This window comes from Bacteroides oleiciplenus YIT 12058, assembly GCF_000315485.1.
GTDB lineage: Bacteria > Bacteroidota > Bacteroidia > Bacteroidales > Bacteroidaceae > Bacteroides > Bacteroides oleiciplenus.
The window spans coordinates 411,483-424,810 of record NZ_JH992940.1 but is presented as its reverse complement, the minus strand read 5'-3'; the positions used below and the strand labels follow the sequence as shown (position 1 = coordinate 424,810).

The 13,328-nt window shown below is 41.0% G+C and carries 13 protein-coding genes and 1 tRNA gene; 3 read left to right on the top strand and 11 right to left on the bottom strand.

Annotated elements, in window-relative coordinates:
- Positions 1–9: 9 nt before the first annotated feature.
- A tRNA-Arg gene (locus tag HMPREF9447_RS01675) sits at positions 10–83 on the top strand.
- Between the two features lie 320 nt (positions 84–403).
- Positions 404–1,159 carry a tetratricopeptide repeat protein gene (locus HMPREF9447_RS01670; RefSeq protein WP_009127475.1) on the top strand — a complete coding sequence of 252 codons (756 nt, stop codon included), beginning with the start codon at positions 404–406 and terminating at the stop codon, positions 1,157–1,159.
- An 81-nt stretch (positions 1,160–1,240) separates the two neighbouring features.
- On the opposite strand, the gene HMPREF9447_RS01665 is transcribed toward HMPREF9447_RS01670, so the two are convergent.
- The 3 genes from HMPREF9447_RS01665 to HMPREF9447_RS01655 are packed head-to-tail and all read right to left on the bottom strand — an operon-like array spanning position 1,241 to position 4,431.
- Positions 1,241–3,250 carry an alpha amylase C-terminal domain-containing protein gene (locus HMPREF9447_RS01665; protein ID WP_009127474.1) on the bottom strand — a complete coding sequence of 670 codons (2,010 nt, stop codon included), beginning with the start codon at positions 3,248–3,250 and terminating at the stop codon, positions 1,241–1,243.
- 30 nt (positions 3,251–3,280) lie between these two features.
- Positions 3,281–3,727, bottom strand: a complete 447-nt coding sequence (locus HMPREF9447_RS01660) for a YhcH/YjgK/YiaL family protein (RefSeq protein ID WP_009127473.1) — start codon at positions 3,725–3,727, stop codon at positions 3,281–3,283.
- Positions 3,728–3,765: 38 nt separating this feature from the next.
- Complete coding sequence (locus HMPREF9447_RS01655) at positions 3,766–4,431, bottom strand: DUF2461 domain-containing protein (RefSeq protein WP_009127472.1); 666 nt, start codon at positions 4,429–4,431, stop codon at positions 3,766–3,768.
- Positions 4,432–4,730: 299 nt separating this feature from the next.
- Between HMPREF9447_RS01655 and HMPREF9447_RS01650 the strand changes: the two genes are divergently transcribed.
- Complete coding sequence (locus HMPREF9447_RS01650) at positions 4,731–4,961, top strand: DUF6965 family protein (RefSeq protein ID WP_009127471.1); 231 nt, start codon at positions 4,731–4,733, stop codon at positions 4,959–4,961.
- Between the two features lie 85 nt (positions 4,962–5,046).
- Here HMPREF9447_RS01650 and HMPREF9447_RS01645 read toward each other — a convergent pair whose 3' ends face one another.
- From HMPREF9447_RS01645 to HMPREF9447_RS01610, 8 genes are all read right to left on the bottom strand, one after another.
- Complete coding sequence (locus HMPREF9447_RS01645; protein ID WP_009127470.1) at positions 5,047–6,744, bottom strand: alpha-amylase family protein; 1,698 nt, start codon at positions 6,742–6,744, stop codon at positions 5,047–5,049.
- Between the two features lie 13 nt (positions 6,745–6,757).
- Complete coding sequence (locus HMPREF9447_RS01640) at positions 6,758–7,585, bottom strand: patatin-like phospholipase family protein (protein ID WP_009127469.1); 828 nt, start codon at positions 7,583–7,585, stop codon at positions 6,758–6,760.
- A gap of 161 nt (positions 7,586–7,746) precedes the next feature.
- Positions 7,747–9,264, bottom strand: coding sequence for a 4Fe-4S dicluster domain-containing protein (locus HMPREF9447_RS01635; RefSeq protein ID WP_009127468.1), 1,518 nt, complete (start codon positions 9,262–9,264; stop codon positions 7,747–7,749).
- 27 nt (positions 9,265–9,291) lie between these two features.
- Positions 9,292–10,227, bottom strand: coding sequence for a DUF362 domain-containing protein (locus HMPREF9447_RS01630; RefSeq protein WP_009127467.1), 936 nt, complete (start codon positions 10,225–10,227; stop codon positions 9,292–9,294).
- A gap of 38 nt (positions 10,228–10,265) precedes the next feature.
- Positions 10,266–10,661 carry a phosphoribosyltransferase gene (locus HMPREF9447_RS01625; protein WP_009127466.1) on the bottom strand — a complete coding sequence of 132 codons (396 nt, stop codon included), beginning with the start codon at positions 10,659–10,661 and terminating at the stop codon, positions 10,266–10,268.
- Between the two features lie 27 nt (positions 10,662–10,688).
- Complete coding sequence (locus HMPREF9447_RS01620) at positions 10,689–11,198, bottom strand: hypothetical protein (RefSeq protein WP_009127465.1); 510 nt, start codon at positions 11,196–11,198, stop codon at positions 10,689–10,691.
- 152 nt (positions 11,199–11,350) lie between these two features.
- The gene (locus HMPREF9447_RS01615; protein ID WP_009127464.1) at positions 11,351–12,472 is read right to left on the bottom strand and encodes a DUF362 domain-containing protein; all 1,122 of its coding nucleotides are present in this window, start codon (positions 12,470–12,472) and stop codon (positions 11,351–11,353) included.
- Positions 12,473–12,598: 126 nt separating this feature from the next.
- Positions 12,599–13,087, bottom strand: a complete 489-nt coding sequence (locus HMPREF9447_RS01610; protein WP_009127463.1) for an HU family DNA-binding protein — start codon at positions 13,085–13,087, stop codon at positions 12,599–12,601.
- Positions 13,088–13,328 lie beyond the last annotated feature (241 nt).

Below are 13,328 nucleotides of genomic sequence, written 5' to 3'. Positions count from 1 at the left end.
ATTAAGGATGGTTCCGTAGCTCAGCTGGATAGAGCAACGCCCTTCTAAGGCGTGGGTCTTGCGTTCGAATCGCAACGGAATCACATAAATAAACCGCAAATAGCTAATAAATAAGTATTTGCGGTTTATTTTTTTATAGTCATAAAGATTACTTTATGCGATGCAATCTTCTTTTAAAGCATAATATCGTTTCATTATAAGCAATATTATCATTTGATTATATACCTAAATTTGTTTTGCTTGTATAACCAAATCAATTCTACGCTTCAGTTTACAAAAGAAGATTTACGTAAAATAACACTTGTTACAGCTGTTCTAAAAACTACAAAAAAGTTAAAAAGGTTTTGCTCCTATAGCTATGAACACTAATTTTGGAATATCAACTTTTAAAAAATTAAAGCACATGAAAAAATTATTGTTATCCATTGCACTTTGTTGTGCAGCAACGAACTTTTTTGCACAAACTACAGCCCCTGGAGATCTGATTAATGAAGGAAAAGCAGCTCTCGAAGCTAAAAACTACCAGGAAGCATTCACTAAATTCAGTACTTACCTGACGCAGACAAACGATCAGGATTCTGTAATTGCTTATAACTGCGGCGTTTGTGCCGATAAAATCAAAAATCCGGAAGCAGCTCTCAAGTATTTTGATATTGCTATTCAAAAGAAGTATAATCTGGGAAACGCTTATGTAGGTAAAGCCGGCGCATTGAAAGATTTAAAAAAGGATGCTGATTATCTTGCAACTTTGAAAGAGGGCATAGAGGCAGCTCCGGAAAATAAGACTCTAAGAAGACTCCATGCTAATTATTATTTGAATGCTGGTATTAAAGCACAAAAGGCTAATAAACTGGATGATGCTGAAGAAGCATTCAAGCAAGTACTTGCCGACGATGCTAAAAATACAAATGCTTTGTACAGTTTAGGTACTCTCTCTTATAATAAAGCAGCTTTGGTTTTGAAGAACGCTGCTCCATTGGCTAATTCGGATAAGGAAAAGTATGACGCACAAAAAGAAATTGCTAACAAAAACTTCCAAGACTCTAAGACTTATCTGGAACAAGCACTTCCTTTACTGTCCGCTGATAAACCACGTGAAAAGAGCATGATAGATAATATAAAGAAATTGTTGCCACAGATTGAGACGCAATTGAAGTAATCTATCAGAAAAGAATATAAAGAAAAAGCCATACCGGAAAAATTAAATTCCGGTATGGCTTTTTTCTTTATACTACTATTTTTATTTCGTTTTCTTCAATATCACTGCTGTACGTGCAGGAATGTAAAGTTTCAACCACTCTTTCTTTTCCTTTTCATATAGCGGATCGGCAACAGTGAAGTGCTTCACTGTATCATCAGCAAAACCATTGCCACCATAAGCCGGGTTATCTGTATTCAATACAACTTCATACGTTCCGGGAGAAACCAGGAAGCCGTAATCGGTGAAAGATTGTTTCGGGTTGAAGTTGAACACAAAGACGTAATCCTTACGCATATATGCCAATACTTGATCGCCGTCATTGTGCCAGATTTCCTGAACAGGTGTTGCTTGGAAACCTTTCACAGTCTTAATGATTTTGAGCATATCGGCATCGAAATCTGCCATATAGTGGTAGGTGAGGTTCTTGTTATCTACCAAGTCCCACTGGCGACGAGCGTACTTGCATGACCAACCATTACCTTCACGTGGGAAGTCAATCCATTCGGGATGACCGAACTCATTGCCCATAAAATTAAGATAGCCACCGTTGATAGTGGTTGCCGTCAACATACGTATCATTTTGTGAAGAGCGATACCACGATTTACAATATAGTTTTCATCACCTTTTTGCATGTGCCAATACATGTCAGCATCTATCAGCCGGAAGATAATGGTCTTATCGCCCACTAACGCTTGGTCATGGCTTTCTGCATAAGAGATGGTCTTCTCATCTTTGCGGCGATTAGTAACTTCCCAGAACATGCTGGACGGTTTCCAATCTTCGTCAATCTTTTCCTTGATAGTCTTAATCCAGTAGTCAGGGATATTCATCGCCATGCGATAGTCAAAACCATAGCCACCATCTTCTGTTTTGGCTGCTAATCCGGGCATTCCTGATACTTCTTCAGCAATAGTTAAAGCTTTTGCATTAACTTCATGAATCAATTTATTGGCAAGAGTCAGATAACAAATAGCATTATCATCCTGATGACCATTGAAATAATCTCCATAATTGCAGAATGCTTCACCCAGACCATGACTATAATAGAGCATAGAAGTTACGCCATCGAAACGGAAACCATCAAAGCCATACTCTTCAAGCCAGTATTTACAGTTAGATAAGAGGAAATGTATCACTTCATTCTTTCCATAGTCGAAACAAAGCGAATCCCACGCCGGATGCTCGCGACGGGCGCCGGGATAAAAATATTGATTCGGATCACCGGCAAAGTTACCAAGTCCTTCTACTTCATTTTTTACAGCATGAGAGTGGACAATATCCATGATTACTGCAATACCTAATCCATGTGCAGTATCAATCAGCTCTTTCAGTTCATCCGGTGTACCAAATCGGGAAGAAGCTGCAAAAAAACTGGATACATGGTAGCCGAAACTTCCATAATAAGGGTGTTCCTGAATAGCCATGATTTGAATACAGTTGTATCCGGCCTTAGCTATGCGCGGAAGTGTTTTTTCACGAAACTCGTTGTACGTGCCCACCTTTTCGTCTTTTTGAGCCATACCAATGTGACACTCATAAATCAACAGAGGGTCAACAGAAGGCTTGAAAGTTCGTTTTTTTGCCTTATACGGTTTTTCCGGCGCCCAGACTTGCGCACTGAATATCTTGGTTTGCTCGTCCTGTACCACGCGGGTAGCCCAAGCTGGAATACGTTCTCCACAACCACCTTCCCAATGCACAATGAGTTTGTACAAGTCGCCATGTTTCATAGCATCCGCAGGAAGTTTGATTTCCCAGTTACCATTTGTGATTCGTTTTAAGCTGTACTTTTCTTCTTCTTTCCAGTCATTGAATGTACCAACTATGAATATTTGCGTGGCATTGGGTGCCCATTCACGAAAAATCCAGCCGTCGGCTGTGCGATGTAGTCCGAAATATAAATATCCCGAGGCAAAATCAGACAATGTCTGTTTCCCTTTGTTCGTCAGTTCAGCTTCTTTCTCTAATGCATGCTGATGACGGCCGTTGATGGCATCTTCGTAAGGTTCCAGCCATGGGTCGTTTTTAATCAAGTTCAATGTTTCCATAAAGGATGAGTTTTTGATTGATTGGAGTTATTATGCTTTCACTTTCACGATGACTTTCTTCACCCCGTCAGCAGAGATGCCAGGAGCATGTCCGTCTTGCGGGAAGAAGATGGCAAACATACCAGGTTTTACAGTGATGTAGGTTTCAGCCAGTCCTTCGAAGAAAGTTATATCTTTTTCTGCATTATAAAGAGCGTCAGCCGGTACGCAATCTTTTCCTGCAGTATAGCCCATTACTTCCGGTCCGGAAAGTGGTATTTGAATATCGATAAATTCATTGTGCGTCTCCAGTTTGGCCTGTTCTTTAGCCTTAGGGGTAGTTTGAGCTATGTTTACAACCAAATCTTTACCTTTCAATTCGGTTTTACCAACTTCCATTGCGTTTAAGTCGTGTGATTGTAAGAAATCAATAGCTTGGGCAAACAAAGGATTCAACGATGCATATTTTTCTAAATTTTCTAATCTATCTACTACCATAGCTTTAATGTTTTAAGTTAGTTATTTATTTTCAGATTTTATTCGATTTCATCTATTGTATAATTCAGGAAATCGGCAAAAGGCTTCATTTGCTTGAAGATATCTGCTGTCCGGTCTGGGAAGTCCGAAGCCAAAAAGAAATCATCCGGTTGGTAACTACAGCAGGTATAATCCTTGCATTTCAGGTATTGTGCATACTCGAAATCTTTCGGGAAACCTTTCGGAACCGTCTTCAGGAATGTATCGCCAATGACTGGGAAGTATTGCTTGAAAGCAGGAGCTTCAACAATGCCACGATATTCATCTATATTATCATAGATAGCCTGCCGAATAGCTTTCAACGTCTTCGGAGGTAGGCAATAACTACCGCCTGCCAACAAACAATTACCCGGTTCGATATGAACATAGTAACCACAGTGGTCTGATTTCTTACCGTGGGCGTTGATATATCCACCCAAATGAGTCTTATACGGGGTTTTGTCCTGCGAAAAGCGCGTATCACGATAAATACGGTAAGTGCAATCTTTTGCTTGTACGCCGCGGATGCTTTCATCAAAAAGCGAGATGCGATTAATGATAACCGATAATAAGTTCTCAAATTCACCACGGGCTTCATCATATAAGTCCTTATGGGCATTGAACCACTCACGGTTGTTGTTAGCGGACACTTCTTTCAGGAAGTGAAAAATAACAGGGATGTTCATATTTATATTTTCCTTATTATCTGACAAATTTACGCATTATTTTCCTAACATACTACAAAGAGGGACAAAAAAAGCATCGGCTCTGGTAAACCGATGCTCCTTACACATTTATCAATCAAACAGACGCTTCTGTTTTTGATGTACTTACTTATCACAAGCGGGTACGTCTCCTTTAATTAATCTTATATCTAATACTATGAAAAACACAATTATATAACACAGCCCCACAGAAAAAGTTCGAGGAGGTAGAGGGCTTTTTATCATTTGTTTATATCTTTGTAGAAAAATTATACGAACATATGGAATACAAATATGATGAGGAGAGCGTGAACGCCTTAATGAAGTGGGCCGAGAACGCACAATTACCCAAGGAGTTGCAACTGAGTGAAGCCGAAAAAATTTTGGATGTGAAACAATATGCACTGGCTAATCTGAGTGATATCAGGGCACATTATCCTGATGAATTTTACAATCCTGCTATCCAACGTTTATATAGGTTAAAGGACAAACTGGAAGGAGAGAGGATGTAACCATAAAACTACGTAATATACCGAAGATATAACGCAGTAACAATGTGGCACATTTTCGGTACATTACGTAGTATTATGATCTTTATTATAATTTGATTTTTAAAATCTTTCCACTGCATCCTTCCACAGAGATTTCTGTAGCTTTATATGGCAGTAAACTGATATTTTCCGTCTTATCGGTCAGCAGATCTACTGCCGGATAAATATCCATCTGCGGTATTTGCAGGAAGTCAAAGGCATGTGAGGGAACATTTATTGCCACATCTACCGAGATATGATCGAAGTTTACGATAATAAACAATAGTTCGTTTCCGGCTTTGCGTAGGAAAGCGTATTGTTTATGTTCGTTGAAACGCCAGCCGTTTACATTGGCATACATCAAATCAAAAAAATCTCCTTCAATAATTGCTTTTTCTTGATTGCAAAGTGTCAAGATGCGCTGGTATATGCTATATATATGCTTCTGGTCCTCCGTCAACATCTTGCCGTCAAACTTACCGCTGTTGCGCCAACGACGGATAGTATCAACACTCCAATAGTCAAAAATGGTAGTCCGTCCGTCTCTACCGCTAAAGCCCTCACTATCCATACCCAGTTCTCCAAATTCTTGCCCGAAGTAAATCATCATCGGATTGGTGTTCATACAAGCCGAAACAATTACTCCGGGAATAGCTTTACGTGGATTTCCGGCAAAGAAATCGGAAGCAATGCGTTGTTCATCATGGTTTTCCAGGAAATTTAGCATCCGCTTCTCAATACCGCTCAGACTTTGCCATGCACGGGTGATGGCTGTGGCTGAGTCGTAACCGCAAATCACATTCCGAAGAGTATCATATAACCCTACTTTGTCATACAGATAATCGAATTTGCCGCGAAACAGGTAGTTCTGATATTCTGCCGGATTATACACTTCGGCAATAAATAACAAATTTGGATGCTTCTCTTTAACTTGAGGAACCACCCATTCCCAGAACTCTACCGGAACCATTTCTGCCATGTCACAGCGGAAACCATCAATATTTTTGTCTGCCCAGAAAAGAAGGATATCCAGCATTTTAGTCCAGGTATCAGGAATAGGATCAAAATGGCGGGTTCCACCATTCTGATAGTCCACACCGTAGTTCAACTTCACAGTTTCATACCAATCGGATATATTGGGATATGCATCGAAACGATTATTTCCCGTGGCTTTGGCAGGACATTCTTTATAAGGTTCGGCGGCGGAACCTTTCATGTCAAACTGACCGTGCAACTCCGATTGAGGAATGTAATAGAAATTATTATAAGGACTGAAAGCATAAGCGGGATCATCATTTGCTCCTAATTGTGAGGTTCCATCAGGTTGTGCATCCGAGTGATACTGACGGGCTACATGATTCGGCACAAAGTCTATAATTACTTTCAAGCCGCTGCGATGCGTACGTTGCACCAGATTCTCAAACTCTTTCATGCGCTCCGGCACATCATTGGCCAAGTCAGGGTCTACGTCATAATAATCTTTGATGGCATATGGAGAACCTGCTTTCCCTTTCACAATAGCCGGATGATCGGGACAGATGTTATAGCGGCGATAATCGGTTTGTGTAGCATGCTCTATGATGCCAGTGTACCAAATGTGTGTAGCTCCGAGTCTCTTTATTTCAGTCAGTGCTTTGGTAGTAAAGTCCGCCATTTTGCCACATCCGTTTTCGGTTATGCTACCGTTGTTGATACAATGATTATGATTGTTACCAAACAAGCGTGTAAACACTTGATAGATAATTATTTTTTCTTCTTTCCCCATTCTATTTTTTATTTTATGGTTTGATAATAACTTCTTCTTTCCAGATGGAACCTTTTTCCACTTTTAATTGATCTAAAAGAGTATTGGCAGCATTATATCCTTGCATAAATATTTCTTCAGCCTTCTCCAACTCAGTGTTACTATATCCGTCCAAATTATACGGCTCTATCAATAAATCCGCTTTTTCCCGTTCCGGAAAAGTATTTGCACGAAACATGAAGTGATAAGAGCGCATGGCAATACTTACAATATTCATTTTGTATTTATTTGCCATCAATGGGCTGACATTTACCGCTACCACCTTATCGCAAACACGCCGGATAGTAGAAACCGGTAAATTCATGAACAAACCTCCGTCTACATAGTGCGTACCTTCTATCTTAACCGGAGAAAAAAGTATAGGCATACAGCAAGAGGCCGCTACACGTTCGGCAATATCACCTTTATGGAAATGAACCATACGCCCGTGATCAAGGTCGGTAGCAGTGATGATGAGAGGTATTTGTAACTCTTCCATCGTCTTTGCCTTTAGATTTGTTTTCAGGAAGTCAATAAATTCGCCCAATTCAAAAAGTCCTACTTTCGGAATGACTAATTTAGTTAAATCCTGGAATTTATGCCCGGCAAAAAAGTCCAGAACTTTGTGTGGCTCATTGCCATCGGCATAGAACACGCTGGCCAAGGCGCCTGCACTTACACCCGAAAGGATATTAGGTTTGATGTCATGTTCCAGCAATGCCTGCATCACTCCCAGATGTGCGAAGCCTTTGATGAAACCACCACTCAAAGCAAAACCAATAGGATATTTTTTCGTAAACCAATTGTTTGTTGTTACCTCCATGTCAAAAATCTACCATATATTTGTTCGGCACGAAATTAGTGATTTTATCGTAGGTTGAAAGTAAAAAGGAAGAAAAATGTGCGAAGATAGAGAAAAAGTAACGCCTGCCTCTGATTTGTATTGCAGAAAGCAGGCGTTGATAGAATCGGGAAAACATTCAATCAGAAACCAAAATCATCCACTTGGACTTCTTCCTGATGATTATCTATAAAGGGTTTAGCCTCTTGTTGCACTGCATTTCCTTCGATATAAACGGCACGGAAAGGGCGGGCAGGACAGATATATTCACAGCCGCCACAACCAACACAAATATCTGTATCCACATGTGGAATAGTCAATCCATCTTTGAAAGGTATCATTGAAAGAGCTTGCGTAGGACAATGTTCGGAACACGCTCCGCAACTGGTGCCATCACGATAGACGATACAGTTTTCTTCAATAAAAACAACCTTGCCCATTTGCGTCAAATGCTTCTGCTCCTTCGTTAGAGGCAGAATTGCCCCATTTGGACAAACATTTCCACACACAGTACAATCAAAATTACAGAATCCTTTCTCAAAATAAACAGTCGGCTGCATCATTCCTCCTAAGCCATACTCCATAAAAGCTGGTTTCAATACATGAGAAGGGCATTTGCTGACACATAAATGACAAGAGGTACAATGCGCCTGAAAGTGTTCCTGACTGACAGAACCCGGTGGTATTATAGGGGTTGTCCGTTTATCGCTTTTCATACCTGAAGCTGCTGCCACTACGTTCTGCGCCTGTGCCATTACTTTAGGAGCCACGGCGGCAGTTGTCAGACCTGCAACCAGAAAGTGACGTTTAGAAGCATCAGCGGCGGTCTGTCCTTTGGCTCCGAAAGATATCGTATAGCGGAGTGCATTCTGGTTACATGTTCCCAAACAATCAAAACAATCTACGCAACGGCTATAGTCAATGGCTTGTTCCTTGCTATTTATACAAGATGCCTTACATTTCGTAGCACAAAGTCCGCAATGATTGCATTTTTCTTCATCAATGCGTATTTTGAATAGCGAAAAGCGGCTGAAAAAGCCGAGTAGTGTACCTACCGGACATATTGTATTACACCATGTACGTCCATATTTCCATGCTAGAAATCCAATAAGCAAGAATGTCACCAACCCGATAACAAATGAAGAGATACTCAACAGGGAAGCATCTACCTGGTAAAATGTATAGTTATCGAATTTGGAAAAAACAGTTTCCAGTAAATTGTTTCCTAACATATACACAGGTTTGAATACATTAACCACCATGCGCCCGAAAGCACTGTACGGGTCAAGCAAGCCTAAAACTACAGTGAAATTAAAAAGAAAAGCCACAACTGTCACACTCAATATGCCCCAACGCAGTATATTTTTGGCAGGTGAATAACGGAAGCGTTTCTTCTTTGCTGTTTTCCTGGAAATCCAGGTTATTATATCTTGGAATATACCCATCGGGCAGATTGTGGAACAATAAATGCGTCCGAATAGCAATGTAACCAGCATCAGTACCACCAGTGTTATAAAGCTTAGTGACACTAGTGCCGGTATGAACTGGATATGCGCCAGTCTATGAAAACCATTCGGCAATATCTCCGCAAAATCCAGAAAATAAAAAGTTATCAGTCCGAAAAAGACAACGGACAGTAGAATACGTGCTTTTCTTAACATAAATGTGTGTACTTTTATACTCTTGAATTAAAGTCTGATACGCTTTACATTCAATTTGTCCAAATCCATAGTTCCAATCTTCAATGCCTGCCCGTTAGCAAGGTGCCCTACACTTTCAATAGGCATTTCACGCACCTGGTTAAAGAATTTAGTAGCAGCAGTATCCACAGCTACAATATCTTGTGAGATAAACAAACCTTTGGTCAGTACTACGTCAGAAGCTGAACGCCCACGTGGACCATTCGTCTTCAAAACACGGTATGCGTCTACTACATTCAGCACTGCTTTCTTATCCATTGTGCAGATATCTGCAATACACTGCTGCAAGTCATTGGAATGGAAAAAACCGCGATCCCAGACAATACCCATATGGTTCTTCATAGAAATGGTCAGATTGGCGCCTCCATGATTTTTCAGGATGGGGACATTAATCCAGACGTCGCTGTTTAAGATAGCTTCGTGCACTTTGGCACTCTTCATGCGCTTACCTCGAGGTAATGAAACGTTTTTATAGTAACTTTCCAGATGGGCTGGCATCACCTTTGCACCTGCAGCTTTTGCGGCGGCTTCGATGCCACTGTTCTTGTAGCACTTCTGCCAGTCATCACAAGTATGGTCGAAAACTGTCACTTCTTTTGCACCGGCAGCAAGACATTGCTTCACGATTTCCGCAACCAATTGCGGGTTCGTATTACCCGCCAGTTCGGGCACTTTATCCCAACCGATATTCGGCTTGACTACCACTTTCTGTCCCGGCTTAATAAACTGTTTCATACCACCCATTTCGGCAATGGCCCGCCGGAACATAGCTTCCGGTTCTCCACCCATAACGGCCACCAAATCAACCTTTCCTCCACCCGCATTCGTTAGCTTTTGCGCCAATATATCCATTGCTTCAGAACGTTGCACGGTCATCACTGCACCCGTTACCGCCAAAGTCTTTAAGAAATCCCTTCTGTCCATAGGCTCTTTTTAATTATTAACTTTTAATTATTAATTCTCTACACTATCCATGGGAACTTGAAACATGTCTCGTCAAACAAGGCATAATCTGCCGTACCATTGACTGCGAACGTTTTTATCAAACGTGCTTCTTTGAGTAATTCGCATGCTAAACGAATGGTAGAACCGCTTTTAATCCGGTCATCTACCAATAAGATGCTTTTGTCTTTGAAATCAAAATCAACCGGAGCAAGCAACTTGGGAGCATCATACTTCGGATGCTGATATTCATCCCGCAGATTGATGTGCAGCAGATGCACTTCTTTTTGCAGTCGCTGGTTGATGATACCTGCCGGAACGATGCCGCCATTAGCAATTGCCACAATCATATCAAAATCATCATGGAATTCAATAGTGCGGAAGCGTTCCATCACTTCTTCCATTGTTTTTGCCATATTCTATGGGAGATTAGTAGTTGGTTATTAAAGTTTGGAAATAGCTTTCAGTACAACGTAACCGCCGAACCACTGAATCAGCATACCCGGAACACCTATGCGGAAATCCTGTACAGCAAGGAAGAAGTTACTGCACCAAGCCCATTCAAAAGCCGTACCAATCACTTGATAAACAAGGATTGCACCAAGTAGTGCAATTAAAGATACTTTTTGGGTATATCGTGCAGCAAGCGCGGCAGTACCTGCCAATAAGCCTGATTTTACCAATAACACAGGCAGTGCTGCAGCAGCAGGCATGCCAAACAGCAAATGATTAATCACCGGAGAAAGCAGGGCCGTAAGCAATCCTACACGGAAGCCGAATTTATAAGCGGCAATCAACGTGAAGAAATAGATAGGCAGTAATGTTTGGCCCCCCATGGGCACCAAATGGCAAAGCTGTGGCAATGCTATATTTCCTGCAACAAATAAGAGTGCAAACAAGTAAGTCTTTACGTTACCAAACGACAAAGAGTAGAGTTTAGCAGATGTTTCCATTATTCAATGATTAGATTTTAATTTATTATTATGATAATTCTTCAAGATACAAAGGTAGGGGATGAGTGCCCATTCTATTTACAGATTTGTCTCAATCCCTATTGGTTTTGTATCGGCATGTTTGTATTAAGACTCTTTCGGATTGAAAAGGTTTAAATCTTCACCAATTCATATTGCATATTGCCCAATCCGATCTTTTCTGCATGACGCAATCCGGCCAACCAGTCAGTATTCGGATGCATCAGATGAAATTTATCATGACCACACAAATCATCATGCTCATGCTCGGAAGAGAGGCGGTTTTCCGTGTGTAAGATAGGGGCTTGGATGACCATATCCGCACATGCTTTGTCTAAGGCAACGGGATCTGTAGAAGCCAGAATACCAAGATCAGGGATAATGGCTGCATCATTATGGTTCCAGCAGTCACATTCCGGAGAAACATTCATGATAAAGCTTATATGAAAGTTTGGCTTGTCCTTTACTACAGCCAGTGAATATTCGGCAATCTTGTAGTTCAAGCGTTCGGATGTATCCTCATCGCCCATCACAGCACCATCATATTGGCACAGAGCAACACATTGTCCACAACCAACACATTTAGCGTAGTCAATATCTGCTTTACGTCCTGCATTCAGATGTACGGCATCGTGTGCACAGTGTTTTACACAAATATTACAGCCGATGCAGTTTTCCGTATCAATCTTGGGTTGAGAAGCCGAATGCAGTTCCAATTTTCCGGCTACACTGGCACAGCCCATACCCAAGTTCTTTAAAGCACCGCCAAAACCCGCCTGTTCGTGTCCTTTAAAGTGGTTCATACTGATGATAATATCAGCATCAGCAATAGCTGTACCAATTTTGGGCGCAGCACAATACTCACCGTTCAAAGGAATTTCCCGGCAGTCCGTACCTTTCAGACCGTCTCCGATGATAACCTGACATTGCGCAGATATAGGATTATAACCATTTTCCATTGCACTTTGCAGATGATCGACAGCATTGGCACGGCGACCAGAGTAAAGTGTGTTGCAATCCGTTAGGAAAGGTTTTGCACCATACGTACGCAATAAGTTCGCCATGCGCGCTGCATAGTTCGGACGGAGATAAGCAAGATTTCCGGGCTCACCGAAATGAATTTTGATAGCTACAAAACTATCTCTTAAAGGGAGTTTTTCAATACCAGCTCGTTTCACCAAGCGCTCCATCTTGTCAAGAAGATTAGAAGTAGGAGAGGTACGCAAGTCTGTGTAGTATACTTTTGATGTTTCCATTATAATACCTATTTATGATTATTGTATGTGCAAAAATAACAGATATTATCCATATAAATAGGTATAAAACCCAAAAAAGTAGCGAAATTACTTCCGCTACTTTTGCTTTCTCATTCCGAAGGAAGATTATCCTAACGGATTATCTTCCAAACCTCCTTCACCGCCTTGACTGCCACCGCCCTGGTTGCCGCCATTACCAGAACTGCTTCCATCTGTATAATCCGTATCTACCGGAACGGCACGTGTCACACTCATCTCTCCCAATGTACGTTGGAAAATCTTACCCGGAGTAAATACAATACGTTTACGGATGATGTTACTTGCCGTAACCTTTTCAGCAGAATCTTCGCTCTTGGCCTTAATGGTAGGACGAAAAATTCCAAACTCCCCTAATTGAACGCTCTTGCCGTCATCAATATCTTCCGCCATCATATCGACTAAGCCACTGACTACCAAGTCCACTACCTTGCGATGCACTCCGCAAAGACGACTAACCTTTGCACACGTTTTGCTAAAACTCATCTGTCCCGAACGAACAGATTTGGCTACATACTTCTCTGTTTTTGAATCGTCAAAACCAAACACTCTCTTTGTCACTACATACTCTAAAGCCATAATTGTTAAAGTTTAAATGGTTAAAAAAATAAGGTTTACTGTTGTCATTTGTTTCAATGACTTTGCAAAGGTACAACGAGGCATTTGATATATTGTCCCCTTTTGGTGCCTTTAGAGGAGTTTTTCTGAGAAAAGTAATAAAAGGCTTATATTCAGCATATTGAAAAGGATGTGATATTTACTTTGAAGATTCTTATTTCTCTTACTCTCTATTTTTGTTCTAATATCTTGTACATTCTAC

Coding starts and splice junctions, on each gene's coding strand:
- HMPREF9447_RS01625 (WP_009127466.1), bottom strand. CDS start 10,661: ATGGCAAAAACAATGGAAGAAGTGATGGAACGCTTCCGCACTATTGAA.
- HMPREF9447_RS01645 (WP_009127470.1), bottom strand. CDS start 6,744: ATGGGGAAAGAAGAAAAAATAATTATCTATCAAGTGTTTACACGCTTG.
- HMPREF9447_RS01620 (WP_009127465.1), bottom strand. CDS start 11,198: ATGGAAACATCTGCTAAACTCTACTCTTTGTCGTTTGGTAACGTAAAG.
- HMPREF9447_RS01665 (WP_009127474.1), bottom strand. CDS start 3,250: ATGGAAACATTGAACTTGATTAAAAACGACCCATGGCTGGAACCTTAC.
- HMPREF9447_RS01660 (WP_009127473.1), bottom strand. CDS start 3,727: ATGGTAGTAGATAGATTAGAAAATTTAGAAAAATATGCATCGTTGAAT.
- HMPREF9447_RS01615 (WP_009127464.1), bottom strand. CDS start 12,472: ATGGAAACATCAAAAGTATACTACACAGACTTGCGTACCTCTCCTACT.
- HMPREF9447_RS01630 (WP_009127467.1), bottom strand. CDS start 10,227: ATGGACAGAAGGGATTTCTTAAAGACTTTGGCGGTAACGGGTGCAGTG.
- HMPREF9447_RS01670 (WP_009127475.1), top strand. CDS start 404: ATGAAAAAATTATTGTTATCCATTGCACTTTGTTGTGCAGCAACGAAC.
- HMPREF9447_RS01650 (WP_009127471.1), top strand. CDS start 4,731: ATGGAATACAAATATGATGAGGAGAGCGTGAACGCCTTAATGAAGTGG.
- HMPREF9447_RS01635 (WP_009127468.1), bottom strand. CDS start 9,264: ATGTTAAGAAAAGCACGTATTCTACTGTCCGTTGTCTTTTTCGGACTG.
- HMPREF9447_RS01610 (WP_009127463.1), bottom strand. CDS start 13,087: ATGGCTTTAGAGTATGTAGTGACAAAGAGAGTGTTTGGTTTTGACGAT.
- HMPREF9447_RS01655 (WP_009127472.1), bottom strand. CDS start 4,431: ATGAACATCCCTGTTATTTTTCACTTCCTGAAAGAAGTGTCCGCTAAC.
- HMPREF9447_RS01640 (WP_009127469.1), bottom strand. CDS start 7,585: ATGGAGGTAACAACAAACAATTGGTTTACGAAAAAATATCCTATTGGT.